Origin of the sequence: Steroidobacter flavus, assembly GCF_042651805.1 — a bacterium.
GTDB classification, from domain to species: Bacteria; Pseudomonadota; Gammaproteobacteria; order Steroidobacterales; family Steroidobacteraceae; genus Steroidobacter; species Steroidobacter flavus.
The window spans coordinates 1,823,838-1,849,970 of record NZ_JBHSDU010000015.1 but is presented as its reverse complement, the minus strand read 5'-3'; the positions used below and the strand labels follow the sequence as shown (position 1 = coordinate 1,849,970).

Below are 26,133 nucleotides of genomic sequence, written 5' to 3'. Positions count from 1 at the left end.
AGATCAAGACGTGAATTTCAAGTCGACCCTGGTGTTTACGGTCATGCTGGGGGCATTCGCCAGCGCCGGTGTTCGCGCCGATCAGCAGCCACCGACCGATGCCGAGAAGATCAAGTTTCAGTGGGGCGTGAAGATCCCACTCCGCGACGGCGTGAAGTTGAACGCGACCGTGTACACGCCCCGGGATCAGAAAGAGCCCGCGCCCTGTGTCTTCACGCTGACGCCGTACATCGCGCAGAGCTATCACGATCGCGGCGTGTACTTCGCCGCTCACGGATATCCGTTCCTGACCGTCGACGTTCGCGGTCGAGGCAACTCCGAAGGCGAATTCCGCCCGCTGATCCAGGAAGCGCACGACGGTCACGACGTCGTCGAATGGCTCGCGCAACAGCCTTATTGCAACGGCAAGGTCACGATGTGGGGCGGCTCGTATGCGGGCTACGACCAGTGGGTGACGGCCAAGGAATTTCCGCCGCACCTCGCGACCATCGTGCCAGTGGCCTCGCCGCATGCGGGCACTGACTTCCCGATGCGCGGGAACATCGCCGCTCCTTATTTGATGCAATGGCTCACCTTCACCAGCGGCAATGCCTCGCAGGCCAATATCTTCGCGGACGCCGCGTTTTGGGGCACGGTGAATCGTCAGTGGTACGAGTCGGGCACGCCCTTCAAGAATCTGGACACGATGCTCGGCAATCCGAACAAGACGTTCCAGGAATGGGTCGCGCATCCGCAGCTCGGCGAGTACTGGGATTCATACAACCCGACGTCCGAGCAGTACGCGAAGCTGTCGCTGCCGATCCTGACGATCACCGGCAGCTACGACGGCGATCAGCTGGGTGCGATCGAGCACTATCGCCAGCATATGAAACACGGCAACGCGGAGGCGAAGGCGCGGCACTATCTCGTGATCGGTCCCTGGGATCACGCCGGCACTCGCACCCCGCAGGCGGAGTTCGGCGGCATGAAATTCGGGCCGGCGAGCCTGGTCGATCTGCCGAAGCTGCACCTCGACTGGTTCAGCTGGACGATGCAAGGCGGGAAGAAGCCGGAGTTTCTGCAGAAGCGCGTGGCGTATTACGTGATGGATACGGACAAGTGGCGCTATGCCGATACGCTGGAAGCCGTCACATCCGAATCGCGCTCTTATTTCCTGGACTCGAATGGCAGTGCCGCCGACGTGCTGGCATCGGGCTCGCTCGGCACTTCGCCGGGGAAGGGCAAGCCCGATCAATATGTCTACGATCCGCGTGATCTGAGCATTGCCGAGGTCGAGCGTGGCCTGGATCCTTCGTCGCTCACGGATCAGCGCCCGATCTACGCGCAGCAGGGCAAGGTGCTCGTGTATCACACGGCGCCGTTCGAACGTGATACGGAGCTCAGCGGCTTCTTCAAGCTGTCGGCCTGGCTCGCCATCGACCAGCCCGATACCGACTTCGCGGTCTCGGTCTACGAGATCCGGCCGGACGCCAGCTCCATTCTGCTGAGCAACGATCAGCAGCGCGCCCGTTATCGGGAGAGCGGGCACCAGGCGAAGCTGGTCACCACTCGCGAGGCGCAGAAATATGAGTTCGACGGCTTCACGTTCACCTCCCGCATGGTCCGCAAGGGCAGCCGGCTGCGGCTGGTCGTCGGACCGGTCAACTCGACGTACAGCCAGAAGAATTACAATAGTGGCGGCGATGTTTCCTCCGAGACGCTGGCCGATGCGCGTCCGGTCACCGTGAAGCTGTATCACGACAAATCGCGCCCGAGCACGCTGTTCGTGCCGATTGGTCGGCCTTGATGACCGGGTGACCGCGATGGAGCATTATTCCGCCCGGAATGAAGATCATCGCGGTCACCAACATCAAGGGCGGGGTGGGCAAGACCACCACGGCCGTCAATCTGGCGTTCCTGAGCGCGGCGGCCGGCTTTGCCACGGTCTTGTGGGACCTCGACCCGCAAGGGGCGGCCACATACATCCTGCGGGCTGAAGGCGGCGAAGGCGCGTCGGCGAAGAAACTGGTTGCGGGCAAGCGTGAGCTGCCCGAGTTACTGGTGCCGACGGCCCACCCGCGGCTCGACGTCATTCCCGCCCACTTCTCGTATCGTAATTTCGACGTTCATCTCAGCACCAAGAAGCGGCCGACAGAACGGCTGCTGCGAATGAGCGGTCCGCTGAGCGAGAAGTACGACGTTTTGTTTCTGGATTGTCCGCCTGGCATTTCGCTGCTGTCCGAAAACGTGCTCCGGGCCGCGGATGCCGTGATCGTTCCGATGCTGCCGACGCCGCTCTCGGTGCGCATGTTGTCGCAGCTCAATGAGTTCATCGGCAGCCAGGGGTGGACCGATATTGTGGTGCTGCCGTTCTTTTCCATGGTGGATCGGCGCAAAGGCCTGCACGAGGCCGTGATCGCGAGCGTGCGCGAGCAACAGCCCTCGATGCTCGTGACCGAAATCAAATACGCCAGTGAGATCGAACGCATGACATTGCGTCGGGCGCCGCTGCCAGCCTATGCGCCCAAGAGCGCCGAGGGACAAGCGTATTCGGCGTTGTGGAACGAGATCGCGGCACGTATTGGAATGACGACGCGGCTGAGCGAGCCTGCCCGGGTCGACGAGTCAGCTGCGCCATTAGTGATTTCTTAGCGCGGCACTCGTGACGGGCACCGGCTTTACTGTCCCGCGCTTTTGGCGGAGTCTGCGACCCTCGTGACGTGGAGATCACCATGGCTACTTTGACTGCAGCCCGCTCGGGCACGTTTCGAATTGGCGGCGAGCTCGAAGTTCACCGCTTGGGCTTTGGCGCAATGCGCATCACCGGCGAAGGCATCTGGGGGCCCCCGAAGGACAAAGCCGAATCGCTGCGCGTGTTGAAGCGCCTGCCCGAGCTCGGAGTGAATTTCATCGACACCGCGGACTCGTATGGTCCCGATGTGTCCGAACAGTTATTGCGCGAGGGATTGCATCCCTACAAGGGCTTGGTCATTGCGACCAAAGGCGGCCTGACCCGACCCGGGCCCGATGAGTGGGTGCCGAATGGCCGGCCGGAGTATCTGATCAAACAAGCGCACGCGAGTTTGAAAAAGCTCGGGGTGGAGCGCATCGACCTGTGGCAGCTCCATCGCATCGATCCTAACGTGCCGCGCGCCGAACAGTTCGGTGCGGTCAAGCAGTTGCTCGACGAAGGCGTGATTCGGTTTGCCGGCTTGAGCGAAGTCAGCGTCGAAGACGTCAAAGCGGCGTCGAAGGTCTTCCCGGTCGCGACGGTGCAGAACATGTATAACCTGGCGAACCGCGGCGCCGAGGCTGTTCTGAATCATTGCGAGCAGCAGGGCATCGGCTTCATTCCCTGGTATCCGCTCGCCGCCGGCGAACTGGCGCGGTCCGGCTCGGTGCTGGACAAGATCGCGAAGGAGCACAAGGTCGCGCCGAGCCAGATTGCCCTGGCGTGGATTCTCAAGCGCAGCCCGGTGATGTTGCCGATCCCGGGCACATCGAAGGTGAAGCACCTCGAGGAAAACGTCGCGGCGGTCGAGATCGAGCTCTCGGACAGCGAGTTCGCCACGCTGAACAAGCTCAGGGCATAGCTTCGCCGCGCATCCGGGCGATCGCTTCTTCGCCGAGGGGCTGGTTGTTCCGGACGCGGAAGCTGTCGGCCCATTCGCGGGCGAAGTCGCGTTGGTAGGCGATGTTGATGCACGCAGTCACAGTCATGGTGATCAGCGCGCCGAGCGAGGCGAGCGCCATGTCTTTCTGGGCATCCCAGACATCGCCTTGCGAGCCAAGGAAGGCCGCACCGAGGTCGCCGCCGAAGCCGACCGCGGCGCCCCATTCGATCAGCTCATAGAGCATGGACGTGGACATTGTCAGGTCGAGCGGCAGGAAGTAGCCCCAGAACCCGCGCACCGCCACGACGCGCAGGAACACTTCGCGAATCGGGTAGGCGAGCAGCAGCCCGTAGCTGAAGTGCACGACCCGATCGAAGTTGTTGCGCTCCCAGCCGAACAGCTCATCGATCGAGAAGCCGAATAAGGCCCGGGCCGCCTGATCGTATGGGACTTCGGAGTAAGTGTAGTGCGCGCCGATCGTATGCAGGCAGAAGAACACGAACAGGGTCGTGTACGAGACGCGGGATAGGGGGAAGACGCGCGAGGTTGCCACGATGCCGGCGACGCCCAGCAGTAACAGCACGTTTTCGAGCAGCCAGTCCGACCGGTGCAAGGGCGCGATGGCGAGCGCGGCCCACAGCACGGCGAAAGCAGCAGCCAAAATCAGCAAATAAGTTCGACGCGTCACGCGCAGTCTCCGGTTCCAGATGCGCGCGAATGTACTCCGGCGACTGCCGCACAGCCAGCACACACTCGGCATCCCCGTAGCGGGACAAAGAATGTGAGCACCATCACTTCAATAATTGCCCCGTCGACATTATGTTCTGCCTCATCCAGCCGATGAACAAACAACGGGGGGCAACCCCGGGCCGCTGGGCGGTCGGGCTGAGACTTGGATCACTTTTTTCGGGAAAGAGCGATGAGTTTGCGTTTCGCCGGTGCGGTTCTGTTGGCCTTTGTCTGTGTCCAGTCGGCGAGCGCCAGCACGGGTTATTTATCGCGACCCGAGGTGCGTGAGTTCATCGAGGCGATGGAGGCCGAGCACGGCCTGGAAGCCGCCGAGCTCGAACGGGTCATCGGCGACGCCCGGTATCAACCGGTGGTGTCGCGCTTGATCGGCCCGGAGCGGCCGCAGACCGGCACGCCGCCCGTGCGCCGTTCCTATCCGAAGTATCGGGCCAAGTTTCTGACCAAGACGCGGATCGCGGCGGGCACCCGGTTCTGGGACATTCATGAAGCGGATCTGCGCCGTGCGCAGGCCGAGTATGGCGTTCCCCCTGAAGTGATCCTTGGCATTCTCGGCGTCGAGACCGCGTTCGGGCAGAACACCGGATCCTTCCGGGTCGTCGATTCGCTCACGACCATTGCGTTCGACGGGCCGCGCCGTCAGGAGTACTTCCGTGACGAGCTGAAGGAGCTGTTGCTGTTGGCGCGCGACTTCAACATCGATCCGCTGACCATCAAAGGTTCGTACGCCGGCGCAATGGGGCTGCCGCAATTCATGCCGTCGAGCATTCGCAAGTACGCGGTGGACTTCGATGGCGACGGTGTCATCGACCTGTCCGGCAGCACCTCCGACGCGATCGGCAGCATTGCCGCCTACCTCAAGTCGTTTGGCTGGGCGGATGGCGAGCCGGCATTGGTGCCGGTGCATTTGCCGCCGCATAGCGCGGCCGATCTGGTGAGCGGCCTCGAGCGCACGCACGAAGTGGCGGCGTTGAAGGAGAAGGGCGTCAGGTTTGCCGTCAAGCGTGTGCCCGAGGGCATGTGCTCGGTCGTCGAGCTGCCGACCCCGGGCAAGCCGTCGAGATACATGGCGGGCTTCGGCAACTTCGAAGCCGTCACCCGTTACAACCGTTCGACGTTCTACGCCACAGCCGTACTCGATCTCGCCCACGCGATCCGCGAGGCTCGCAATCAGGTGACCGCGAGCCGTTGATTCCACACACCCCGCTAGCAGGGTCGCACTTGCCGAGTGCGCGCTGCCGCTAGTCGGGAAGCGCTTTACCGAAGTGCACGCCGCCGTCGTGGACGGCCACGTTAGGTTGGGTGCGGAGTAGGGCGATCATCTCGGCGCCGGCCAGGAACACCGGCCCGTAGCCATGCGCGGCCAGCACGTGCACCGGGCGATACATATAAAACATCGGGTCCCAGCCCATGCCCGTGCCCACGCAGGTGCCTTCCACCTGACCTTTCTCGTTCACTTTCGTGGTGACGGCATTCCAGCCCAGTGACACGGCCGGACCGAACGCGCGCGGATCGAGCCAACCGCGATTGATCCCGCGAGCCAGCGCAAAGACGAACATCGCGCTCGCTGAAGTCTCCTCATACGACTCGCGCCGATCCAGGAGCTGATGCCACAGGCCCGCATGTCCCTGCGCCGCTGCGAGACTCGCGGCATGCAGTCGATAGAGCTCCAGAATCTTCGTGCGAGCGGGATGATTTTCCGGCAGGACGTCGAGTAGTTCGACCATGGCCATGATGGCCCAGCCATTGGCGCGTGCCCACGGAAACACGGGATGAGGCTGCATGCCTTGCACCCAGCCATGCATGAACAGACCGCGCTCCTTCACGAACATTCGCTCCGAGAACTGCAGGATCTGTTTGGCTGCATCGTCGAAGTAACGGCTGTCGCCAGTCAGCTTTCCCGCCTGAGCCAGACAGGGCACGCTCATGTAAAGATCGTCCAGCCACAGCGCTTCCGGCAGCGGACGGTTGCGAGCCAACGTGCCATCGGCGAGTCGAAACTGCGTTCCAGAAACAAACTGCACGTAGTTGTCGATCCACGGTCGCAGCTCTTTGCCGGCGCCAGCCCGATGCGCTTTGATCATGGCGGCACACATCGCGCCGGCATCATCCAGCGAGCGCGGCTTCACGATCGATCGCATGCTCATGCCGTGCGCGACTGTTGGGACCGAACCATCGGCGGCCAGATGTTGCTTAGCATGCGTGGCGAGCGTCGCGATTCCATCGAGCCGTTCTTGCGTGTACTTCCGATAGCGCATGTCGCCGGTGATGTCGGCTGCGAGCAGCATGCCTGAGTAGGTGACACCCCATTCGTACGTGAGGATCAACAGATCCGTTCGGTCCAGTGCCGCGAGCGCCGGCAATTTCTTGAGGTCGGGCACTGGAGTGCCGGTCGCTCCATCCACGATGCGCACGGGGCTCGCTTGCTCGAGATAGGCGTGAACCCGTTGCAGCGTGGTCTCGATACTCTGAACAGACGCGGGCTCATAGGGCGTGGGATAGTTCGGCGTCACTCGCCCGGAGTACACGCCGGGATCGGCTTGCGGCGAGGTGTGAATCTGATGAGCCTTGGACTGAGCGAATGCGGTCCCGGCCATCGCAAACATCGTCAGAGCGAGCATGGAACGGGTCGTCGCGAGCGAATGTGCCATTAAACTGATTCCCTCGATGCGTGTTTTAAATCGATCGATTCCGCTATGACATCGATCGAGCGTCGGGCGCGTTGATAATCTCAGGGCTGTTCAGGGGAAGACACGTGAAGCGTATAACAATCTTATTCGTCGCGCTCTTCTGCAATGTTTGCTTCGCGCAGGAGCGTGGCGACGCCGCTTCTCTGTGGCAACGATTTCAACAGCCGGCCGACGATGCGCGGCCGATGATGCGCTGGTGGTGGTTCGGCCCGGCGGTCACGCATGTCGAGCTGGATCGGGAAATTGCCGCGATGAAAGCGGGCGGCTTCGGCGGGTTCGAAGTGCAGCCGGTATATGCGCTGTCCACCGACGATCCCGCGTCCGGCATCGTCAATGCGCCTTATCTGTCAGATACATTTCTAGCAGCGTTGCGGCACACGAGCGAGACGGCCCGTGCCTCGGGCATGCGGATGGATGTGACACTCGGCAGTGGCTGGCCGTTCGGCGGGCCTCATGTTTCGATTACTCACGCCGCCTCCGAGATTAGAAGGGTCGAGATCTCCGTTCCTCCTGGCGCGGCGACGATCGGCCTGCCCTTGATGGAGCCGGGCGAACACGGCGTAGGTTTGTTTCTTGATGGGGTGCGGCTGCCGCTGTCTAATGAAGCCGCGGTCGATGTGCGTCCGACTTCGCAAGAGCGGAAGGCGTACTTGTTTATGGCCGGGCGAACGGGGCAGCAGGTCAAGCGGGCGGCGGTGGGGGCTGAAGGTTTTGTCATCGATCATTTGAGCTCCGGTGCCGTTGCCGATCATCTGGCGGCGGTCGGCGATCGGTTGATGAGTGCATTCGACGGCGGCACGAAGCCGTACGCGATGTTCTCCGACAGCCTGGAGTCTTACGGTGCGAGCTGGACCGACGATCTTCCCCAGGAGTTCGAACGACGCCGCGGTTACAACTTGCTCGAGCATTTGCCCGCGCTGTTCGCGGAAGGTTCGGACGGGGCGGCGGTTCGCTTCGACTGGTCGCGCACCTTGTCGGAGCTCGTCGACGAACGCTATCTAACGCCGATCAATGCCTGGGCGAGACAACACGGCACTCGCTTTCGTGCGCAGGTTTACGGGCTGCCGCCGCCGACGCTCTCCAGCAACGCACTTGTCGATCTGCCGGAGGGCGAGGGCGCTGACTGGCGACGCTTCAATTCGACCCGCTGGGCCACGTCGGCCGCTCATGTCTATGAGCGCGGTGTGGTCTCTTCCGAGACGTGGACGTGGTTGCACTCACCCTCCTGGGCCGCGACGCCGCTGGACATGAAAGTTGAAGCGGATCGTCATTTTCTGCAAGGCGTGAATCAGATTGTCGGTCACGGTTGGTCGTATTCGCCGCCGGGCGTCGCTGAGCCCGGCTGGGCTTTCTATGCCGCTGCCGCGCTCAACGATCACAACCCGTGGTATCCAGTCATGCCGACAGTGACGCGGTATCTGCAACGGGTCAGCGCGATGTTGCGCGAGGGCGAGTCGGAATCTTCCGTTGCGATCTATCTACCAACGGAGGATGCGTTCGCGGACATGCGCCCGTCGCGTGCATCGGTGAACGAGGGCATGCGTGAGCGTTTGGAGCCGAACATCGTCGGGCAGGTGCTCGATGCCGGACAAACATTCGATTTCATCGATGCGAGCGCGATTCGGGCCGGTAAGTTGACGCATCGACTGCTGATTCTTCCGAGTCTCACGCGGATCGATCCGGCCGCGTTCGAGCGCATCGCTGCGTGGGTGGACAACGGAGGTCAGGTTCTCGTCGCGGGTGCCCTGCCCAACCAAGGTGGCGGGCTGATGGATGCCGCTGCGAGTAGTCAGAAGGTTCAGCAGATTTCGCGGCGATTTATCGAAGGGGCTTCGAAGGAGCGCGTTCGTGTCGTCGCGCCCGATTCAGTGGGATCAACGTTGCGCACTGTGTTGGAGCCGACAGTGTCGCTTGCGCCGTTCGATTCGGCGTTCGGCTTCGTGCGTCGTCGTCTCGACCAAGGCGATCTCTATTTCATCGCCAACACGGGCCCGCGGCCGATTGCTACGCGAGCTCGCTTCGCGGGCGACAACGGACGCGGCGAATGGTGGGATGCGGTGACCGGAGAACGTAGCTCCGCCGGCACTGGAAACATTGCGGTTCACCTGGCGCCCTATGAATCGAAGCTGCTCGTGTTTGTTGCTGGGCTCGATCAGATCGAGCCAGCGTCGGAGCAGCAGCTTGCGCCGGTTCTGGATCTATCCACCGGATGGCGTGTGCAAGCGGCAGGCGTGACCGCGACACCTCCGCAGCCCGGCGCGTCCTGGGCCGACGATCCGAAACTGAAGTATTACTCGGGCAGTGTCACTTACCGTCGCAGTGTCGTTGTTCCGAAGGCGGCGCTGGCGAATCCAACGCGCCTCCTCCTTGATTTCGGCACCGATTCTCCGCTACCCGACATTCGACAAGACCGGCCCCGCGCACTACTGGACGCGCCCGTGCGTGATGCTGCTCTGGTTCGCGTGAATGGCCAGGAGGCCGGATCGGTGTGGCTGCCCCCGTGGCGCTTGGATGTGACGAAGCTGCTGAGACCCGGCAAGAACGAGATCGAAATCGTCGTCATGAACAGTGCGCTCAATGCGCTGTCCGCCCGGCCGCGAAGCAAACGTTTGCTGGAGCTACGTTATGGGCAGCGCTTCAAGGAGGAAGATCAGGACAAGATGCAACCGGCCCCGTCGGGGCTGTTGCGGCCGGTGACGCTGGTCCGAGCCGCCAGCGTGGCGGAGGTGACAGATTCAGTAAAATAGCCAAGCTCTGACCTTTCCAACATGCGCCACAATCCCCACAAAAACTTGCGGATTCCGGACACCTAAGACCTCCGTCGCACGCAGCGCTGGTAATTCTCACATTACTCTCGGTCTCAAACAGCGGGAGACCGACTTGAGAATTCTGGCGATCGCCGAGCATTTTCCCAGCCCTTACAAGGCGTATCACTATGTTCAATTCGATCGTTTCCTGAGGGACGGTCACGAACTGGACATCTATGCCTTCGGCTTGCATGAAGGCGGCGTGGGCACGGGCGGCGATGAGCCTGCCTTTGTGAGCAAGACGCGTTACCTGCCGGCTACGCTGCGCGATGCGCCGAAGTTCTTGTGGAAATTTCTAGGCGCGGTGTGTCGGCACCCCATTCGAGCGATGCGGGGTTTCGCTCATCGGGCGCCGTTCAAACATCGGTGGCTCAATCTGATTCGAGCGGTGCTGCTGCCGGCGCGGGCGCCGGATGTCTGCATCGTTCACAACCTGCGCGCGGCGATCAACGTGCAGTTTCTGAAGAGCATCTATCCGGACGCCGTGATCACGATGCACTACCACGGCGGCGAGCTGCCCGGCGTGCCGGTGCCGCGGGAAGATCTGGTGCGAAGTGCATTCAACAGCTTCGATATCGTATTCACCAATACCCAGAGCTCGCGTCAGCATGCGATCAGCCGCGGGCAGTTGCCGGAGCGGATCGTGATCTCGCAGGTGGGATTCGATATCGACACGTTTCCCGATCCGTGCCCTCGCGTCTATCGAAGACAGGGAAAGCTCAACGTGCTCATGGTCGGCCGGTTGAGTGAGGAAAAAGGGTTTCTGTTCGGGCTGCAGGCGTTGCGGGTGCTGGTCGCGGAAGGGCAGGACATCGTGCTTCGTATCGCCGGCGATGGTCCGGAGCGGGAGCGGCTGACGAGCTTTATCGCTCAGCATGGCTTGGAGGAACACGTCGAGATGCTCGGGCGCGCCGACCAGCATCAGTTGAAGCGCCACTACAGCGAGGCCGACGTGTTCTTGTTACCGAGCGTCCCTCGTAACACCTGGGAGGAGAACCAGGCGTGCGTGGTGCAGGAAGCTTTGTTCATGCGAGCCATCGCGGCGGTCAGCCGCACCGGCGGCGTTTGCGAGTCGACGGCGCCGATCATGTGGCCCTATAGCTTCGACCCCGGCTGCGTGGACGGCATCGTCGCGAGTCTTCGCGCGCTATCGAGAATGCCCGAGGAAGAGCTGCAATCGTTGGGAGCGCAGGGGCGTGCGTTCGTCGAAGCTCGATATGACATTCGCAGGCTCAATCGTGAACTGCTCGACACCGCATCGGCTTCAAGAAAAACAGTCGTCGGTGACATCGAGGGCTGTGCGATCGACGGGGTCGAGTAGCTGATCGTCCGCGAAACCAACAGCGCGTCGCCCGCGAACCTCCCGGAGATCGGCCTCTGGAAGGCGTGAGCGGGATGCGAACGATGATCGGACGGGTGGGATTGGCGCTGCTCGCGGCATTCGCCGTAGGTTCTGCAGCTCAGGCGGGTGAGCCTCGGGAAGCTCGCATCAACCTCGGTTCCAGCAGCGCACCGCTGATGGCTACGGTCGAAGTCGAAGACTATCGCTCGGCTCCGCTCGATCTGCTGACGCCGGTCGTGACCGGCGATTCACAGATGACGCGATTCTTGAAGGCGTACTACGAGATCGGCAGAGCGGGCGACATCAAGAAGGTGGCGTCGCTGTTCGAGCCGCACCTTCGAGCCGGCGTCAACGATTACTACCCGACGGCACAATCGCTGAGCGAACAGTTCGCGGGGTTGCGCAGTGTTCGCATGGTGGCGGTGTTGCATTGGGGCGAATATCAGTTTGGAGTCGTCAGGCACGAGACTGCGCTCGAGGAGGGCGGTACTCGCAACGCCTCCTGGTCGCATGCAGCTCGCTGTCTCGGCGACACCTGCCAGATCGGCGATCATTTTACGAACAGCCTGCTCGGTCGGATCGTGTCCGCGGCGTTTGCTGATAAAGGCGGTGTGCAGGTCGGAGCGCCGGCGCAAGTCGACACGTCACTATCGATGCTGCCTGCGGCGGTCGATGCGGCTCGCAAGGTCGTCGCGACCGACCCGATCGTTCTGCATCTGAATCGGGCTTCCGACCAGACCGCATCGACGGTGAGCAAGCTGGTCGCGACGTTGACCGAGAATTTGCGAGTCACGAGCTCGAAGCAGCCGGCGGTCGAAAAGCTCTCCGTGCTGTACTCCGCCGGCACGCCGAAGAGTGTCGCGGTGTTCCAGCGCGGCAGCGAAGTTCCTGCTTATAACTACAGCGCCTATCTCATTTGGTTCGCGAATCACGCCCCTTGGACCGTTGGCAGCGTGTACTCGCTCGGTCCGGATGTTTGCGTGGCGCTATTGAAGTCAGAGCACGATCGCGCCGTGCATCTGTTGCCGCTGCAGCGGGCGGGCACTGGCTGGACGATCGTTTCCGATCCCTCCAGCCTCGATGCATGGCCGGTGCTGTCGTCGATCAGCGCGTATCAGGCGTTACAGAAATCGTTGAGCGACGGTTAGCTCTGGAACGTGATTTCCTGAACTGGCCGCTGATGTGAGGCGCGGGTGCGCGGGCTCAGGGGAATCGGCCCGAATCGTGTTTGCAGTTCCGCTTCCGCCATCGCGCTGATGCGCACGCCCTCGCACTCGCGAGGAACTTCGAGCACGGCCCAGAAATGCCGCGTTCCCAGCAACTTCTTGTCGTTCGGCGTGATGTCCCAGTAGGGAGCGCGCTCGTCCTCTCCCGGCCAGCCCACCACGACGGGCGCGACCATGCCCAACCCGATGTCCGCTTCCGCCGTGCCCAACGAGGCCTCGACAGTGCCGATCTTGATGTTTGGACTGAGCGCGATCTTCGCTTGGCGAGGTTCGCCGTCGTACAGGTCCTTCGGATACAAGTCATAAATGACCGGTACCGGGTGACCTTCTTTCAGCGGCAGCAAATTGGCTTGACAGCGTGCGAATACAAACAGCGCGCCGCGACCCCGCTCTTGCGGAGGCACGTCGAACTGAAAGCCGAGACGTACCAATATGAAACGCGCGGTCCCATTCAATGGCAACGCGTCCGCCGGTGCTTCGAGCAAGCGCCAGCGCGGACGGTCTACGCGCACGATGGCGGTGACCTTGGCCGCTTCTCCGCGTTCGTCGATGGCTTTGGGAGGAAGACGATCGCCCGCGGTTCCCGCGACCAGCTCTTCCTCGAACCAGAAGGCGTCGGCGGCGGCATCGTGCTCGGTCATTGACAATCTCCCTGCAGAATAAACGCGCCCCAATGATGCACTTCCGGATGCCGCTCGCGCACGTGAAGCGTTGCTGTTTGAAAGGCTCGTGCGATGGCGAAACTCCGCGCACCCGAGGACGACAGCGCCTGCAGAGTTTCGTAGAACTTGACCATCCATTCGAGCGTGGAGTGCGCATTCACGCGCCACAAGGTGAGCAGCACGGAAGCGGCGCCGGAGTAGAGCAGCGCGCTGGTCATGCCGGCGATGTCGTCGCCCCTGCCGCTTCCGCTCAGCCCGGTTTCACAGGCGCTGAGGACGATCAGATCGCTGCGTACCTGCAGGCGCGCCCAGTCTCGTGCAGTGAACAGACCGCCGTGAAGCTTGATGGCGGAGCTCAGCGGATCTTCCGAATCGAACCGACCGTGACATGAGAGGTGAATGATGCTCGCGGTCCGCGCATGCTCACGTAGCACCGATTCCGTCGCAAATTCTCCATTCACGCAAAGCGCTCCAAGCACGTCAGCGACGACTTGCGCTTCGCGGTCGAACAGTTCTTTTTCGGCAGCGTCGCCGTCCGTGTACGACATCACGAGCGACTGGGCACCATGCATCGCGCGCTCGCGCTCGCCGCGTAGTATCCGTAACAGCACTCCGGCGGATGGAGCGTACGCAACCGCCCGACGGGTAATGAAGGGCTCGCCGCCGAGAGTGAGTGCGTGCAGCGGCAGATAGCGCAGGCCCAGCTGGGGAATGAAGTACACGAGCTCCACATCCTGGAGCGTCGCTTCCAGCGGAGCGATGAGCAGCGCTCCCAGCCCCAGCCATTCGTTTCTATTCAGGCTCGGATGCCGCTGCCCATGCAACTCGCGAAAGAAGCCACGCATGTAGCGGTTCAGGAGGGTGAGCTGGTGGATCGGAAGGCGGATGACTTCCGGGGCTTCCCATCCGGACCGAAGCACAAACGCCACCATCTCTCCGCTCAGAAGCATCGAGTATTCGACCACGGCACAACGTTCGCCGAGCAGACCGGCGAGCTCCGCAAGATCTTTCCATTCCGGCGTGCTGCCGCGGCGGATCGCAACGTAGGGCTGCGCTCCTGGATAGCGATCGATCGCTTGAAGAATGTCCTCGAGCCGGCGCCGCAACGATTGATAGCTCGCATCGGCCGCGTTGTCGGAGGCGGATGCAAGCCGGCGCAAACGCAGTCGCAGATCGCGTTCGCGAAACAGCAGGTCTTCCGGTACGCCGGCGGGCGCGAGCAGGTCCACTGTACTCATCTGATCGAGGAAGGCTCGCGCCTTGCCGGCCTCGGCGTACACCATCGCCTCACGTCTGCGCTCGGGGGAATCTTCCGACTTCAGGCAGGCCTCGGTCAGATTCGAGCACAGCAGCGTCAGATCGAGATCGGATTCGGAATCGGCCGCCCCCGCGAAGCCTCGCTGCCGGCGCACCTCCTGCAGGGCTTCCAGCGCCCGCTGACCGACTTCACGTGCGGCCGGCCAGTCCGGAATGTTTCTCAGCAGATCGGCCAGAATGTTGGCTGAGCGTGCGTAGTAAGTCGGCGTGCGCTCGACGGTGAACACGCTCAAGGCCTGGCGTCGCGCCTCGATACAGCGATTCAGATCGGTGGCAGATCCGCTGGCTTCATATTGCAGCTCGAGCAGGGTCGCGATCTCGGCCTGTTGAATCGCCCACTGCAGCGAGCCGGCCTGTTGCCTCTCAAGCAGCATGAGCGAGAGATCCACCGCTTGCTCGAGGACGGATGGGTTCCGATCCAGCTCATAGCGACGATGCAGCACGTGCATACAGGCGCGTACAATGTCCTCGTCGCCTCTCAACTCATCATCACCGGTTTGTACCACCATCAGCACGCGAATCGCCGCATCCAGGTCGCTTCGGTCCTCCGTTGCGTCGAAGCGCTTCAGCAGTGCGGTCGCCAGAACGCTGATCGCAAGCGGAGTTCGGGGTGACAACTCGAGCACATCGCGAGTGAGCGAGATGCAGGTCTCGAGGTCCGATGCAAGGTGCTGAGCGTTGTAACGAGTCAGCAGAATATCGGCGAGGTTGCTGGCCCGGTTGATCCACTCCCAGCTCTGCGGTGCCGCCAGCGCGACGGATTGACTCATGTTGCTCGCCGCCGCGTCGATGAGCGCGGGATCGGCGTTGAGATGAAACCGGTCCCGTTGCACGAGGCTGAGATTGTTCAGGACCAGTCCCGCATGGGGCGAGGCCGGAGGGACGCTGGCGGAAAGCTCCTCATAGATCGCCTCGGCTTCGATCAGATCGGACTCGCCGCGCACTGAAGCGCGCTTGCGCAGAGAGCTGCCCAGCGCACTCAGCATACCGATGCGCTCTGTCGGTTCCATTTTCTTTTCGCTGGCGGCCGCCTGCCTCAGGGCGGCTATGGCTGCGTCGATATCGGACATCGCTCCGGAGGATCCATAGCGGATCGCGAGCGCCGAGCCCAGGTTGGTCAACACAGCCGGCTCGTCGGGGAACAGTCGCGCCGCTTCCTGCATCGTCTCTATGGCTTCATTCAGCACCGTGCTCGCGCCACTGCGTTTAAATGCTTCGATCAGGATGGCGGTGAGGTTCGATGCCAACGTGTACGGCAGCGGCAGCGAGGCGGCCGAGAGCAGTTGGGCGGCTTCCCGGCCGAATGCCAGCGAGCGGTGCTGGAGTACTTCGACTCCGGGATGCAGGCGCACCACTTCCACGAGGTATCCGCACAGGGTGGTTTTTGCCTGGGCGCATTTATCAATCGAAAGCGCTGCGTGGGTCGCGCTTGCATCGAGAAGCTCGGCAACGGTCAGATGCACGTGCGGATCGCGAATACTGGCGAGGCAGACGCTGATAATGTCGCCAATGCCGGATTCGCGGATTACTTGCACGACGTTCGAACCCTGAATCTGCGTCATCGCATCGGGCATGCTGAGACGACCGTTCAGAACTTCGACTGCCGTGCTGGACAGCAGCGCGACCGCCGCTTCGAACGGCAGGGCACGGCGCGCATCGCTGACCGCTTCTTCGATCGCTTCTGCTATTCCAATCTGTCTCGCGCGCCGGAGGATGGTTGCATTCCGTAGCAGCAATGCGCGCTGCCGCGGGCTGAGCGCCTTGTCCGAGGCGAGGTCTTCGATACCGCCGTCGATGATCCGAATGAGGTCATCATTGGGATCGGAGTCGAATCTCACCTCCGGGTGGGAGCAATCGCCTCTGAGCTCCGGGTAGTCTTCGAGATGACGGCGCAAGTCTTCCATCGTGACCGGGCTCATCAGCCCGACTGTCGCCGTGGATACGCGTTTGAACAGGCGTGCCCGGCGTGCCTCGAAGTTCTCGGCAAATGCAGCGGCAATGCCAGTCGCTCGACAACTAGCGAGCAACGCACGCAGCGCGCTGAACGCTCGTCGGTATCCGTCCGGAACGTTGGTCCGCTCGAATACCGCGGCGATGTCTTCCGCGTCCGCATGCAAGAGCAAAGGGTGCTGCTCGATGAATTCCTGCTGATCGGGGCCGGAAGTGCAGCCACACAGGCCTTCGAGCGCCAGCAGGATATCTCTGGTCTGTGTCGTCAGCCGGTCGACGCCGAGCTCGTGAGCGAGCGTCATAAAATAGTGCGCGATGTGGTACTGCTGTTGCTGCTCGGGCGCGAGCCCGTCGCGCGATTCCAGTTTGCGCAGCGTCGCGCCGGTGAGCAGTTCGGGATGATGCGCGAGGTATTCGCGCTTCGCGTCGAAACCGTTGCAATCGACGAAGCCGGCGATCACGTCGTCCAGATAGTCGTGGACCTGGGCATCGCTCCGGCTGGCGACGATTTCAGCAAAGGCGGCGGCAATGCCGACTTCCTGACAACGTTTGATGAGAGCAAGTCGGTCGCGCAGAACCAGCGACAGTGGCGGAACGGATTCGCGCAGCAGCTTGCCGATCGACTCCAGGAATTCCGCGCTCAGCAACTCTGCATGCGCGACCAGGAGGGAGCGCTGCGTGCTCAGGGTATCCGCGCCGATCAGTTTCTCGATGGAGCTCATGCGCTGTTTCTTCTTCTTCCGGAGGAGGCCAGCGATTCCCTGCCCGCACTCGGTCGGTCAACGCATTCGCGCGAACTTGGCGGCGCGATCAGTATTTCATGTGCGTCGGTGCGCAGTCCATTGTGTGACCTCCTCGTTTTGACGCCACGCTGCCGCCAGCGCAGCAATCAGCATCAGCCCGGCCGCGACGAAGCTCGCGATCGGGAAACCGAATTCGGTGTGGAGCGGGCCGAAGCCGGCCGTTCCGGCAAAGCCCGCAAGATAAGTCACAGCGCTGTTCAATCCCATGAGGGTGCCGCGACGGGCCGGATCGATCGCGCTCAGGCGCATGATCAGAATGTTGAGGCCGAAGTGATTGGCCAGTCCCCAGAAAAACACCGCGACCAGAATCGCTGTGAAACTTCCGCCCAGCAACGCCATGCTCACATACACGATGCCCGTGGCCAGGAACGCGGCCGGCATGACTCGTTTGACGCCGAAACGATCGACGATGTGGTCCAGCAATGCCGCGGCACCGAAGCCGAGACCGTAAATGAGCGCCGCCAGGCCATTGGCGCTGACCGGCTCGCCGAGGCTGTTGTGAAGATAGTCGCCGAGATAACCATAGATGCCGTAGAACGCCGCCATGAAGGCGCCGCAGGCGATGAGCAAAGGTTTGATACCTTTGATCTGCAGCGCTTCCAGCGGCAGCGGCGCCGACTCGGTTGCCGGAATGTCACGATGTTTGCTGATCGCGAGCATCGCAATCGCCGCCAGAGCAAGGACTGCAATCGCCACGAACACCGCACGCCAGTGCACGAGATCCGCCAGCACGGCGGACAATGCGACGCCGACCACCATGCTGAGCGTCCAGCCCGTGAGCACGACGCCAATCGTTCTGGTCTCTCGCCCGGGTGGCGCGATGGCGGCGGCACTCGAATAGATCGCAGGCAAGGCAATGCCCGACGCGATGCCTGCAATCAGTTGGCCGACAACGAGCACTGTAACAATCGGTGCCGCCGCGCTGACGACGAGTGACGCCGCAAGCAGCGCGAGTGCGAATTGCAACATGCGACGCGCACCGATGCGATCGATATGACGAGCTAGAAACAAAGCGCTCGCCGCTGTGCCCAGACCGAACGCGGCGGCCGCTGTCATCACCGCCGGCACACTGGAGCCGAGCGAGTCGGCGACGGCCGGTGCGATCGGTCCCAGCCCGAGCGAATTCGAGCCGATCACAGCGACGCAGCCGGTGAGCACATACGCCATGCCGGGCAGCCGTGTCGGGGTTCCGCCGGCATCCGCCGAGGGTTGATCTGTGTTCGTCATAGTCGCATATTGGCCGAATCGTATTCGGTCACAAGCGGAATCGCCGGTATGGGCTTAGAAACAGATGACGTTCGGCAGAATGATGGACGGACGCGCGAGCTCGACGCCTTCGACCGAAAATTGTTAGGCCTGCTGGTCGAGGACGCGACCCGCAGCTATGCGGAGCTGGGTGAGCAGGTCGGGCTGTCGGCGCCGGCGGTCCACGAGCGGGTCAAGCGGCTGAAGCGCACTGGGGCAATTCGGCAAACTGCGGCGCTGATCAATCCCGCCGCTGTCCAAAAAACGCTACTGGCGTTCGTGCACGTCGACACCTCCGGCTGGGGCAAGACGCCGGAGTTGCTGGCGATCGGAAAATATCCCGAAGTGGAGGAGATGCACTCGGTCGCGGGCGACACCTGCATGCTGCTCAAAGTGCGCACGAAAGATTCTCGCGCACTCGAGGGATTGCTCGCGCGCATCTATGACGTACCGGGTGTGATCAGGACACGCAGCTACGTCGTGCTGTCCACTCACATGGAGCGACCCGTGCAGCCTGCGAACACCAGCGAATGGCCGGCGCCGCGCCAGCACGCTCCGCCGCCACAGCGATGATCAGAGCGATTATTTCTTAGGATGTTTGTCGAATTCATGCACGGAACGTGCGTTCGTTGGTTTAAAAAGCTTGTGACACGCAAGTTGTTGCCAGCCAGGGAATCGGTGTGTCAAATTCTTTTCGGTCAGCGCTGCCAGACCGCAGTCAGGCAGTGTCCCAGATCGTTTGGAACAAGAGAGATATATGCAACGACTGCGGAGTTTGGGGGTACTGGCGGGCGCGACCGTGTGCGCCTCGCTGGCAATGGCCGCGCAGGAGCAGACGGCGGATTTCTGGCAATCGTCCTCCAGCACGGATAAAGAAAACTATGTGCGCGTGCCGATGCCGCCGGGCATTCAGGTCATCGACAGCGAGCTCGATGGACCGGTGTTCGCGGATGCGAACGGCCGAACGCTGTACAGCTGGCCGCTGACCAAACTGCGCAACGGCGATATCGGCGATCGCAAGGACAGCGGTATTTCCAGCTGCACCGATGAGGTGCAGAAAGTGACATCGGGTCTGATGAGCCCGTATCCGGGTGGACTGTTGCTGCCCAATCCGGAGACGCGCAAAAGCTGCACGCAGGTGTGGCCGCCGTTGATCGCGCCCGCCGATGCGAAGCCTGTCGGTTCGGGGCACAACGAGTGGACCACGATCAAGCGCGCCGATGGCAAGTTGCAATGGAGCTATGGCGGCCAACCTCTGTACACCTCCGAGCTGGATAAGAAGCCGGGCGATGTGCTCGGCGGCACGAAGATCCAGCGACCTGGCGATGGCCCAGCGGTGCGCGTGCCGGTCGGGCCGCCGCCCAATGTTCCGCCAGAGTTCGCCGGCACCGATTCCGATCCCGGTCGCTACGGTCCCCTGCAAACAGCCACCGGCCGGTTGGTCACGGATCACAAGGGATTCTCTGTCTATACCTGGGACGGCGACGAGCCGAACAAGTCGAAGTGTGTGCGCGAATGTTTGAAAGATTGGGCGCCGGTGTCCGCGGCGGTCACGGCCGTGCCGAATGGCGAGTGGGGCATCATCGAGCGCTCGCCCGGCATCAAACAATGGACGTTCCGTAAGAAACCTCTGTACACCTATATTCTCGATCCGCACACGCGCAGTCTGCTGGGCAGCGATGTGCCCGGCTGGCACAACGTCTATACCCAGCGGGCCATCGCTCCGCCGAAAGATTTCACCGTGCAGGACTCGATCGCCGGGCAGGTGCTGGGCGATTCGAAAGGCATGACGGTCTACATATATAACTGCGGCGACGATGCGCGCGACCAGCTCGCTTGCGATCATCCCGATACCGAACAGGCGTATCGGCTGGCGATCTGTGGCAACAGCGATCCGCAGTTGTGCCAGGAGAGTTTTCCGTATGTGCAGGCCGCGCCGAATGCGAAGAGCGAGAGCAGACTTTGGAGCGTGATGCTGATCGACCCCAGCACGGGTCGTCGCGCCACCAAAGGACAGGCGGGTGCTTTGAGTGTGTGGGCTTATCGCGAGCGGCCGGTGTACACGTGCTCGCTCGATCGTCAGCCGGGCGATGCCAACTGCGATTCCTTCGGTGAATTCAATGGACGCCGGAACGGTTACCGCGCGTTCTGGCTCAGGGACGATTTCGGCAACAGCGCGTACAGTTTGTAGTCGGAGGCGACATGAGAAGCGATCGACGGATCTCGCTGACATGCGGAGTCGCAATGGGCCTCGCCCTCGCAGGGCTCGGCAGTAGCGCCGGCGCGGCACCGAAGGAAGAAAGCTTTGTATTGCGTGACGGCGTCATCGGTTATGTGCTGACCGAGCGAGTCTGGGCCGTGTACGAAACCAAGGATGGCAAGGAAGAATGTCCGCAGGGTTTCAACGACGGCAATCGCGAAGAGTTCAAGAAGCTGTTCCCCGACGACGGCAAGCAACGCACTGTGGTCGAGACGCAGCTCAAGCGCGAAGGCGAGCAGTGGCATCCGGACCGGGCCACGTACAAGATGCCGTACAAGGAAGTGCAGGGAAAAACTTCCTATGGCTTGAACCTCGACGGCAAGGTCGACGCCAACGATTTCAACAGCCCCGAAGGCGAGCCGGGCATCGACAATCAGCTGTATCGCGCCAACGGCTGTATCGCGGGCTATCGCGCCGGCGGCTCGTTCGCCCACTTCGAAAATCTGTTCATGAAACAGAGCGAAGACAGCCGCGTGCTGATCGAGATCACCGGCGTCGACGACCTGAGCAACGACGACGATGTGACCATCACGACGTATCGCGGTCTGGAAAATCTGCTGACCGACGCCACCGGCGATGCGTTCGTGCCCGGCGGCACGCAACGGATCGACATGCGCTGGGGCAAGCGTTACATCAGCCGCGCGAAGGGCAAGATCGTCGACGGCACCTTGCTTTCAGATCCCATGGACACCCTGCTCATTCCCTGGGGCCGCGGCGTTTCCTATCAGTACCAGGTGTTCCGCGGCGCTCGTTTCAAATTAAAACTCACACCGCAGACTGCTGAAGGACTGCTGGCCGGCTACGCCGACGTGGACAGTTACACGCTGCGCAAGAACGAAGGCTGGTCCACTCATCATCAAAGCTACGGGCAGTTTTCATCGATCACTCAGCGTCAGGCGATGGTGCGCCTCGCCGACGGTTATCCCGATCCAAAGACTGGCAAGAACACCGCGATCTCCTCGGCCATGCGCGTGAAATTCACGCAGGTCTTCATCCAGCGTCCCAATCAGGAGCTGGTGAGTAAGCGTTGACGGTGGGCGGCTCGACGAGCCGCTGGCGGCTTCACACACGATAGACCCAAGGTCGGTTCACGCACGTGCGTGGAGCCGCCGACGGTCGGGTGTGCGCAAACGATTCTGGTTGGATGGCAAGCAAGGTAACGACATGCGCAAAGTTCTCAAAGCAAGCCTGGCGGCTGCATTCCTCGCAACGGCAGCGCTGACACCGGTGATGTCCGGCGTGGCGATCGCGGCGTCGAAGTCACGGCCGGTTGAATTCGAACTGATGACGTGGCCCGAAGTGCGCGACGCGCTCGCTGCTGGCAAGACCACGGCTCTCATCTACACCGGCGGCGTTGAGCAGCGCGGTCCGCAGAACGCCAACGGCGGCCACAACCTGATGGCGCGCGGCATCGTCAAAGCCATCGCGCTAAAGCTCGGCAACGCCATCGCGATGCCCGTGCTGCCGATCACGCCGAACAATGCGAGCGCCGAGTTGCCGGGCACGATCGGTCTGACGCCCGAACTGTTGGAAGGCGTGCTCGAGCGCATGACCGAGCAGTCGATCGCGACCGGCTTCAAGAATGTCGTGCTCATGGGCGACCACGGCGGCGGGCAGGGCGAGGGCGATAAAAATATCTATCGTCGCGTGGCGACGAAGTTGAACGACAAGTACAGCGCGCAAGGCATTCACGTGTTCTATTGCGACCAGGTGTACATGCCGGCGAACGCCGCGTTCGATAAGGAAGTCGCGGCGGAAGGTTATCCGCAGAGTCTGCACGGCGGGCTGACGGATACATCCATCATGATGTACCTCGATAAAGACGGCACCTACGTGCGCAAGAACCTGCTATCGCAGGCAGTGGGTATTCCGGTCGGTCCGGATGGCAAGCCGCAAGCCAATCCCGATCCCAAGTTGAAGAACGGCATCGTCGGCGACGGTCGTCGCTCGAGCGCCAAGCTCGGCAAGCGCGCCTTCGATCTCAAGGTGGACTATGCGGTGAAGCAGATTCAAAGCTTCATTCCTTCGGCGAACTAACCCAACGCGCGGAGCACGCTCCGGGAGAACGAGATGATCGACGAGATAGATCGCAGGATTCTCGTGCTCTTACAGAGCGACGCCTCGATCCCGTGCAGCAAGATCGCGTCCGAAGTCGGCCTGTCCCAGCCGCAATGCTGGCGACGCATCCAGCAGTTCAGGAGAGACGGCTGGATCTCGAATGTGGTCGCGCTGCTCGATCGCGCCAAGCTGGGGGTCGGCACTCAGTTGTTCGTGCACATCCGGGTCGCCAAAAAGGATCCCACCAGTCTCGCCGAATTCTCGCGAGCAATCCGCGAGCTGCCGGAAGTGCTGGAGTGTCACGCGGTACTGGGTTCCTTCGACTTCATGTTGCGCGTGGTGGTGCCGAGCCTGGATGCCTACCAGCGATTTCATTTCGACAAGCTCGATCAAGTGCCGCACGTCTGCGAGGCGCGCTGTATGACGTCGGTGGCCGAGGTCAAGTACACGACCTCGCTGCCGCTCATGTAAATCACAAACAAAGGTTTCGATAACAGCAGGGGGATAGATTAGATGAGGATGGAAAAAATATCGGTGGCCGGCGGTACGCTGCTGGCACTCGCGTCGCTGGGCGTCGGCACAGCGCTCGCACAGGACACCCAGAGTCAGGACAGCAGTCCGGTGCTCGATGTAATCACCGTGACTGGCACACGTATCGTGCGCGATGGTTACGAAGCTCCCACGCCGGTCTCGGTGCTGGGTGTGGAGCAGCTCAGCGAAATGGCGACCACTAACCTCGCCGATTCGGTGAACCGACTGCCGGCACTGTCCGGCGGCCGTAGCTCGCACAACTATTCCGGCAACATCAGCTCGGGCACCGCCGGCATCAACACACTGAACTTGCGCGGCTTGGGTGCCAATCGCACGCTGGTGCTGTTGGATGGCAAGCGCATGGCGCCGGCTACGCTGGGCACGGGCGACAACGCGACCGGCGCACCCGATGCCAATGCCATTCCCACGGCGCTGATTCAGCGAGTGGAAATCGTGACGGGCGGTGCATCCGCTGTGTACGGCTCGGACGCGTTGGCCGGCGTCGTGAACTTCATCCTCGATAAAGAGTTCACCGGCATCAAAGGCACAGCCGAAGTTGGCCAGACCACGTATCACGACAACGACAGCCAGCTGTATTCGCTCGCTGTGGGCGCGCCGTTCGCCGAGTCTCGCGGCCACTTGTTATTCAGCGCAGAGTGGGCCGGCTCCGATGAAATCCGCGGCAACAATCGCCCTTGGAACCGACGGTCCTATCAGCTGATCAACAATCCGAACTCCTCGAACACCGGCACCACGCCGCGCTTGATCAAGGTGTTCGACGTCGGCATGAGCCAGGCAACCCAGGGCGGCTTGATCACCGGTTGTTACTTCGGGGCCGCGATTGCTCCGACGGCCGCGGGTTGCGGTCTGCGCGGTACCGACTTCGTCGGCAATGGCACGCCGATGCCGTTCAACTTCGGCAGCATCATCAGCAACCCGTACATGTCGGGCGGCGATTGGGAACGTTCGCGCAACGACAATCTGCAGTCGTTGACGATGCAGATGGAGCGCAGCACCGCGTTCGGTCGCGCCAGCTTCGATCTCACCGAAGACACCACGATCTACACCGAGCTGGGCTATTCCAAGACGCGGGCCATCAATCACCACGCGCTGCGCTCGTTCGATTTCAATCTGAAGATTCCGGTCAGCAATGCCTTCATCCCGGAGGAGATCCGGCAGACCATGCTCGCCAACAACATCACGTCGTTGCAGATGGGCACGACCAACGCCGACCTGCCAGCGGTGCAAGGTGACAACACGCGCACCTTCAAGCGCATGGTGCTCGGTAGCGAAGGCAACTTCCAGATCGGTGGCGATGACTGGTCGTGGGATGCCTACGTTCAACGTAGCAGCACGGATGCGTTGCAGACGGCGCCGGGCAATCGCATCAACGCCAACTACACCAAGGCGATCAACTCGGTTCGCGACGCATCGAATCGCATCGTGTGTTCGGTGAACGCGGACGCGCCCACGGCCAACGACGATCCGGCGTGCGTGCCGTACAACCCGTTCGGCGTGGGCGTGAACTCGCAGGCTGTGATCGACTACATCACTGAGACCGGCCGAGCCGATCAGGAACTGATTCAGGACGTGGCGGCGGTCAGCGCGAGCGGTCAGCCGTTCTCGTCGTGGGCCGGTCCGATTTCATTGGCGTTCGGTCTCGAACATCGGCGTGAGGAAGTCAAAGGCACGGCCAGCGCGCTGGACGAGGCCGGTGCTTTCTTCGCCGGTAACTGGCACGCCTCGCATGGTAAGTACAACGTGACGGAAGGTTTCGTCGAAACCGTCGTGCCGCTCGCGGCCGACGTGCCCGCCGCTCAAGCACTGGACCTCAACGCCGCTGCGCGCTGGACGGACTACAGCACTTCCGGCGATGTGGTCACATGGAAGCTGGGCACGACGTGGCAGCCCATCGATGACTTGCGCTTTCGTGTGACGCGTTCGCGCGATATCCGTGCTCCCAGCCTCGGCGATCTGTTCAATGCCGGCGCGAGCGGCGGCAGTAACTTCACCGATCCAAGAGACGGATCGCAGTCGGTGATCACGAGTGTCACCACCGGCAATCCGGAGCTGGTGCCGGAAGAGGCCGACACGACCGGCCTCGGTGTGGTGTTGTCACCGCGCTTCATGCCGGGTTTCACGATGTCGATCGACTACTATCGGATCGAGATCGATGGCGCGATTGCCTCGCTCGGCGCGCAGGAGAACGCCAATCGCTGCGAACAGGGCGTCACGGCGTTGTGCCGCTACGTGATTCGCGGCGCGGACGGCAAGATCGTCACGGTGTACAACCAGCCGCAGAACATCCTGTCGCAGGAAGCGACCGGGTTCGACGTCGAGATGAGCTATACCGTGACGGTGGGGCCTGGCGATATGACGTTGCGTGCGCTCGGCACGTACTTCGACAAGTTGCTGACCAAGGACACTCGCACCATCGATGGCTCGGGCTTGAATGCCGGCGGCGCCGGCATCGGACTGGGCAATGCGCTGGCGTCGCCGAAGTATCGCTACCTGGTCTCGCTCGGTTACAACTGGGAGCCGGTCAGTGCAACGCTCACGATGCGTGGCGTCAGCTCGGGCAAGTACAACAACGACTTCATCGTTTGTAATGACGACTGCCCGCCGACCACGACTTCGTCGCCGTACCAGACCATCGACAGCAACCACATCGCTGGCGCGCGGTACTTCGACCTGTCGCTCAACGGCAAGCTGTTGGACACGGGCGCCGAGGTGTTCTTCGTCGTCGATAACCTGCTGAACAAGGCACCGGCGCGGGTCGCCGGTACCCGCGGCGGCGGTTATTACAACGGCCAGGACAGCGCAGATTATTACGACCGTCTCGGTCGTTACTATCGCGCCGGCGTTCGCTTCCAGTTCTGAAGCAGCAGACGGGGCGGGCGAT

18 protein-coding genes are annotated in these 26,133 nt (G+C 62.1%); 13 read left to right on the top strand and 5 right to left on the bottom strand.

The features are described from left to right. Positions 1 to 10 precede the first annotated feature (10 nt). The 3 genes from ACFPN2_RS35105 (at position 11) to ACFPN2_RS35095 (ending at position 3,572) form a co-directional block, all read left to right on the top strand. Positions 11 to 1,786 carry a CocE/NonD family hydrolase gene (locus ACFPN2_RS35105; RefSeq protein ID WP_380605455.1) on the top strand — a complete coding sequence of 592 codons (1,776 nt, stop codon included), beginning with the start codon at positions 11 to 13 and terminating at the stop codon, positions 1,784 to 1,786. 38 nt (positions 1,787 to 1,824) lie between these two features. Next, positions 1,825 to 2,631: a ParA family protein gene (locus tag ACFPN2_RS35100; RefSeq protein ID WP_380605453.1), complete on the top strand. Its 807-nt coding sequence runs from the start codon at positions 1,825 to 1,827 to the stop codon at positions 2,629 to 2,631. A gap of 80 nt (positions 2,632 to 2,711) precedes the next feature. Then, entirely contained in the window at positions 2,712 to 3,572 is an 861-nt protein-coding gene (locus ACFPN2_RS35095) for an aldo/keto reductase (RefSeq protein WP_380605451.1), read from the top strand. Here ACFPN2_RS35095 and ACFPN2_RS35090 read toward each other — a convergent pair. After that, entirely contained in the window at positions 3,562 to 4,287 is a 726-nt protein-coding gene (locus ACFPN2_RS35090; RefSeq protein WP_380606737.1) for a DUF2238 domain-containing protein, read from the bottom strand. The two genes, ACFPN2_RS35095 and ACFPN2_RS35090, sit on opposite strands and share 11 nt — an antisense overlap. Before the next feature lie 225 nt (positions 4,288 to 4,512). Here ACFPN2_RS35090 and mltB point away from each other — a divergent pair, with 225 nt between their 5' ends. Next, positions 4,513 to 5,532 carry a lytic murein transglycosylase B gene (gene mltB / locus ACFPN2_RS35085; RefSeq protein WP_380605449.1) on the top strand — a complete coding sequence of 340 codons (1,020 nt, stop codon included), beginning with the start codon at positions 4,513 to 4,515 and terminating at the stop codon, positions 5,530 to 5,532. 49 nt (positions 5,533 to 5,581) lie between these two features. Here mltB and ACFPN2_RS35080 read toward each other — a convergent pair whose 3' ends face one another. Next, entirely contained in the window at positions 5,582 to 6,991 is a 1,410-nt protein-coding gene (locus tag ACFPN2_RS35080) for a glycoside hydrolase family 88/105 protein (protein ID WP_380605447.1), read from the bottom strand. 104 nt (positions 6,992 to 7,095) lie between these two features. On the opposite strand from ACFPN2_RS35080, the gene ACFPN2_RS35075 reads away from it, so the two are divergent. The 3 genes from ACFPN2_RS35075 to ACFPN2_RS35065 all read left to right on the top strand — a co-directional run bounded on the left by ACFPN2_RS35075 (position 7,096) and on the right by ACFPN2_RS35065 (position 12,327). After that, positions 7,096 to 9,777, top strand: a complete 2,682-nt coding sequence (locus tag ACFPN2_RS35075; protein WP_380605445.1) for a glycosyl hydrolase — start codon at positions 7,096 to 7,098, stop codon at positions 9,775 to 9,777. A gap of 133 nt (positions 9,778 to 9,910) precedes the next feature. After that, a complete protein-coding gene (locus tag ACFPN2_RS35070) occupies positions 9,911 to 11,158 on the top strand; it encodes a glycosyltransferase family 4 protein (RefSeq protein ID WP_380605443.1) in 1,248 nt (415 codons plus the stop codon). A gap of 74 nt (positions 11,159 to 11,232) precedes the next feature. Beyond that, positions 11,233 to 12,327 carry a hypothetical protein gene (locus ACFPN2_RS35065; protein ID WP_380605441.1) on the top strand — a complete coding sequence of 365 codons (1,095 nt, stop codon included), beginning with the start codon at positions 11,233 to 11,235 and terminating at the stop codon, positions 12,325 to 12,327. On the opposite strand, the gene ACFPN2_RS35060 is transcribed toward ACFPN2_RS35065, so the two are convergent. From ACFPN2_RS35060 to ACFPN2_RS35050, 3 genes are all read right to left on the bottom strand, one after another. Then, positions 12,324 to 13,046 carry a hypothetical protein gene (locus ACFPN2_RS35060; RefSeq protein WP_380605439.1) on the bottom strand — a complete coding sequence of 241 codons (723 nt, stop codon included), beginning with the start codon at positions 13,044 to 13,046 and terminating at the stop codon, positions 12,324 to 12,326. The two genes, ACFPN2_RS35065 and ACFPN2_RS35060, sit on opposite strands and share 4 nt — an antisense overlap. Continuing rightward, a complete protein-coding gene (locus ACFPN2_RS35055; protein WP_380605438.1) occupies positions 13,043 to 17,056 on the bottom strand; it encodes a CHAT domain-containing protein in 4,014 nt (1,337 codons plus the stop codon). The genes ACFPN2_RS35060 and ACFPN2_RS35055 overlap by 4 nt, the downstream gene beginning before the upstream one ends. A 96-nt stretch (positions 17,057 to 17,152) precedes the next feature. Further along, complete coding sequence (locus tag ACFPN2_RS35050) at positions 17,153 to 18,364, bottom strand: MFS transporter (protein ID WP_380605436.1); 1,212 nt, start codon at positions 18,362 to 18,364, stop codon at positions 17,153 to 17,155. 48 nt (positions 18,365 to 18,412) lie between these two features. Between ACFPN2_RS35050 and ACFPN2_RS35045 the strand changes: the two genes are divergently transcribed. The 6 genes from ACFPN2_RS35045 to ACFPN2_RS35020 all read left to right on the top strand — a co-directional run bounded on the left by ACFPN2_RS35045 (position 18,413) and on the right by ACFPN2_RS35020 (position 26,111). Next, positions 18,413 to 18,955 (top strand): Lrp/AsnC family transcriptional regulator, encoded by a 543-nt coding sequence (locus ACFPN2_RS35045; protein WP_380605434.1) that lies wholly within the window; start codon positions 18,413 to 18,415, stop codon positions 18,953 to 18,955. A gap of 184 nt (positions 18,956 to 19,139) precedes the next feature. Then, positions 19,140 to 20,573 carry a COG4315 family predicted lipoprotein gene (locus ACFPN2_RS35040; RefSeq protein WP_380605432.1) on the top strand — a complete coding sequence of 478 codons (1,434 nt, stop codon included), beginning with the start codon at positions 19,140 to 19,142 and terminating at the stop codon, positions 20,571 to 20,573. A 53-nt stretch (positions 20,574 to 20,626) separates the two neighbouring features. Beyond that, positions 20,627 to 21,673 (top strand): hypothetical protein, encoded by a 1,047-nt coding sequence (locus ACFPN2_RS35035; RefSeq protein ID WP_380605430.1) that lies wholly within the window; start codon positions 20,627 to 20,629, stop codon positions 21,671 to 21,673. A 133-nt stretch (positions 21,674 to 21,806) separates the two neighbouring features. Beyond that, positions 21,807 to 22,679 carry a creatininase family protein gene (locus ACFPN2_RS35030; RefSeq protein ID WP_380605428.1) on the top strand — a complete coding sequence of 291 codons (873 nt, stop codon included), beginning with the start codon at positions 21,807 to 21,809 and terminating at the stop codon, positions 22,677 to 22,679. A gap of 33 nt (positions 22,680 to 22,712) precedes the next feature. Further along, the gene (locus ACFPN2_RS35025) at positions 22,713 to 23,171 is read left to right on the top strand and encodes an Lrp/AsnC family transcriptional regulator (protein ID WP_380605426.1); all 459 of its coding nucleotides are present in this window, start codon (positions 22,713 to 22,715) and stop codon (positions 23,169 to 23,171) included. A 42-nt stretch (positions 23,172 to 23,213) separates the two neighbouring features. Next, the gene (locus tag ACFPN2_RS35020) at positions 23,214 to 26,111 is read left to right on the top strand and encodes a TonB-dependent receptor domain-containing protein (RefSeq protein ID WP_380605424.1); all 2,898 of its coding nucleotides are present in this window, start codon (positions 23,214 to 23,216) and stop codon (positions 26,109 to 26,111) included. Positions 26,112 to 26,133 lie beyond the last annotated feature (22 nt).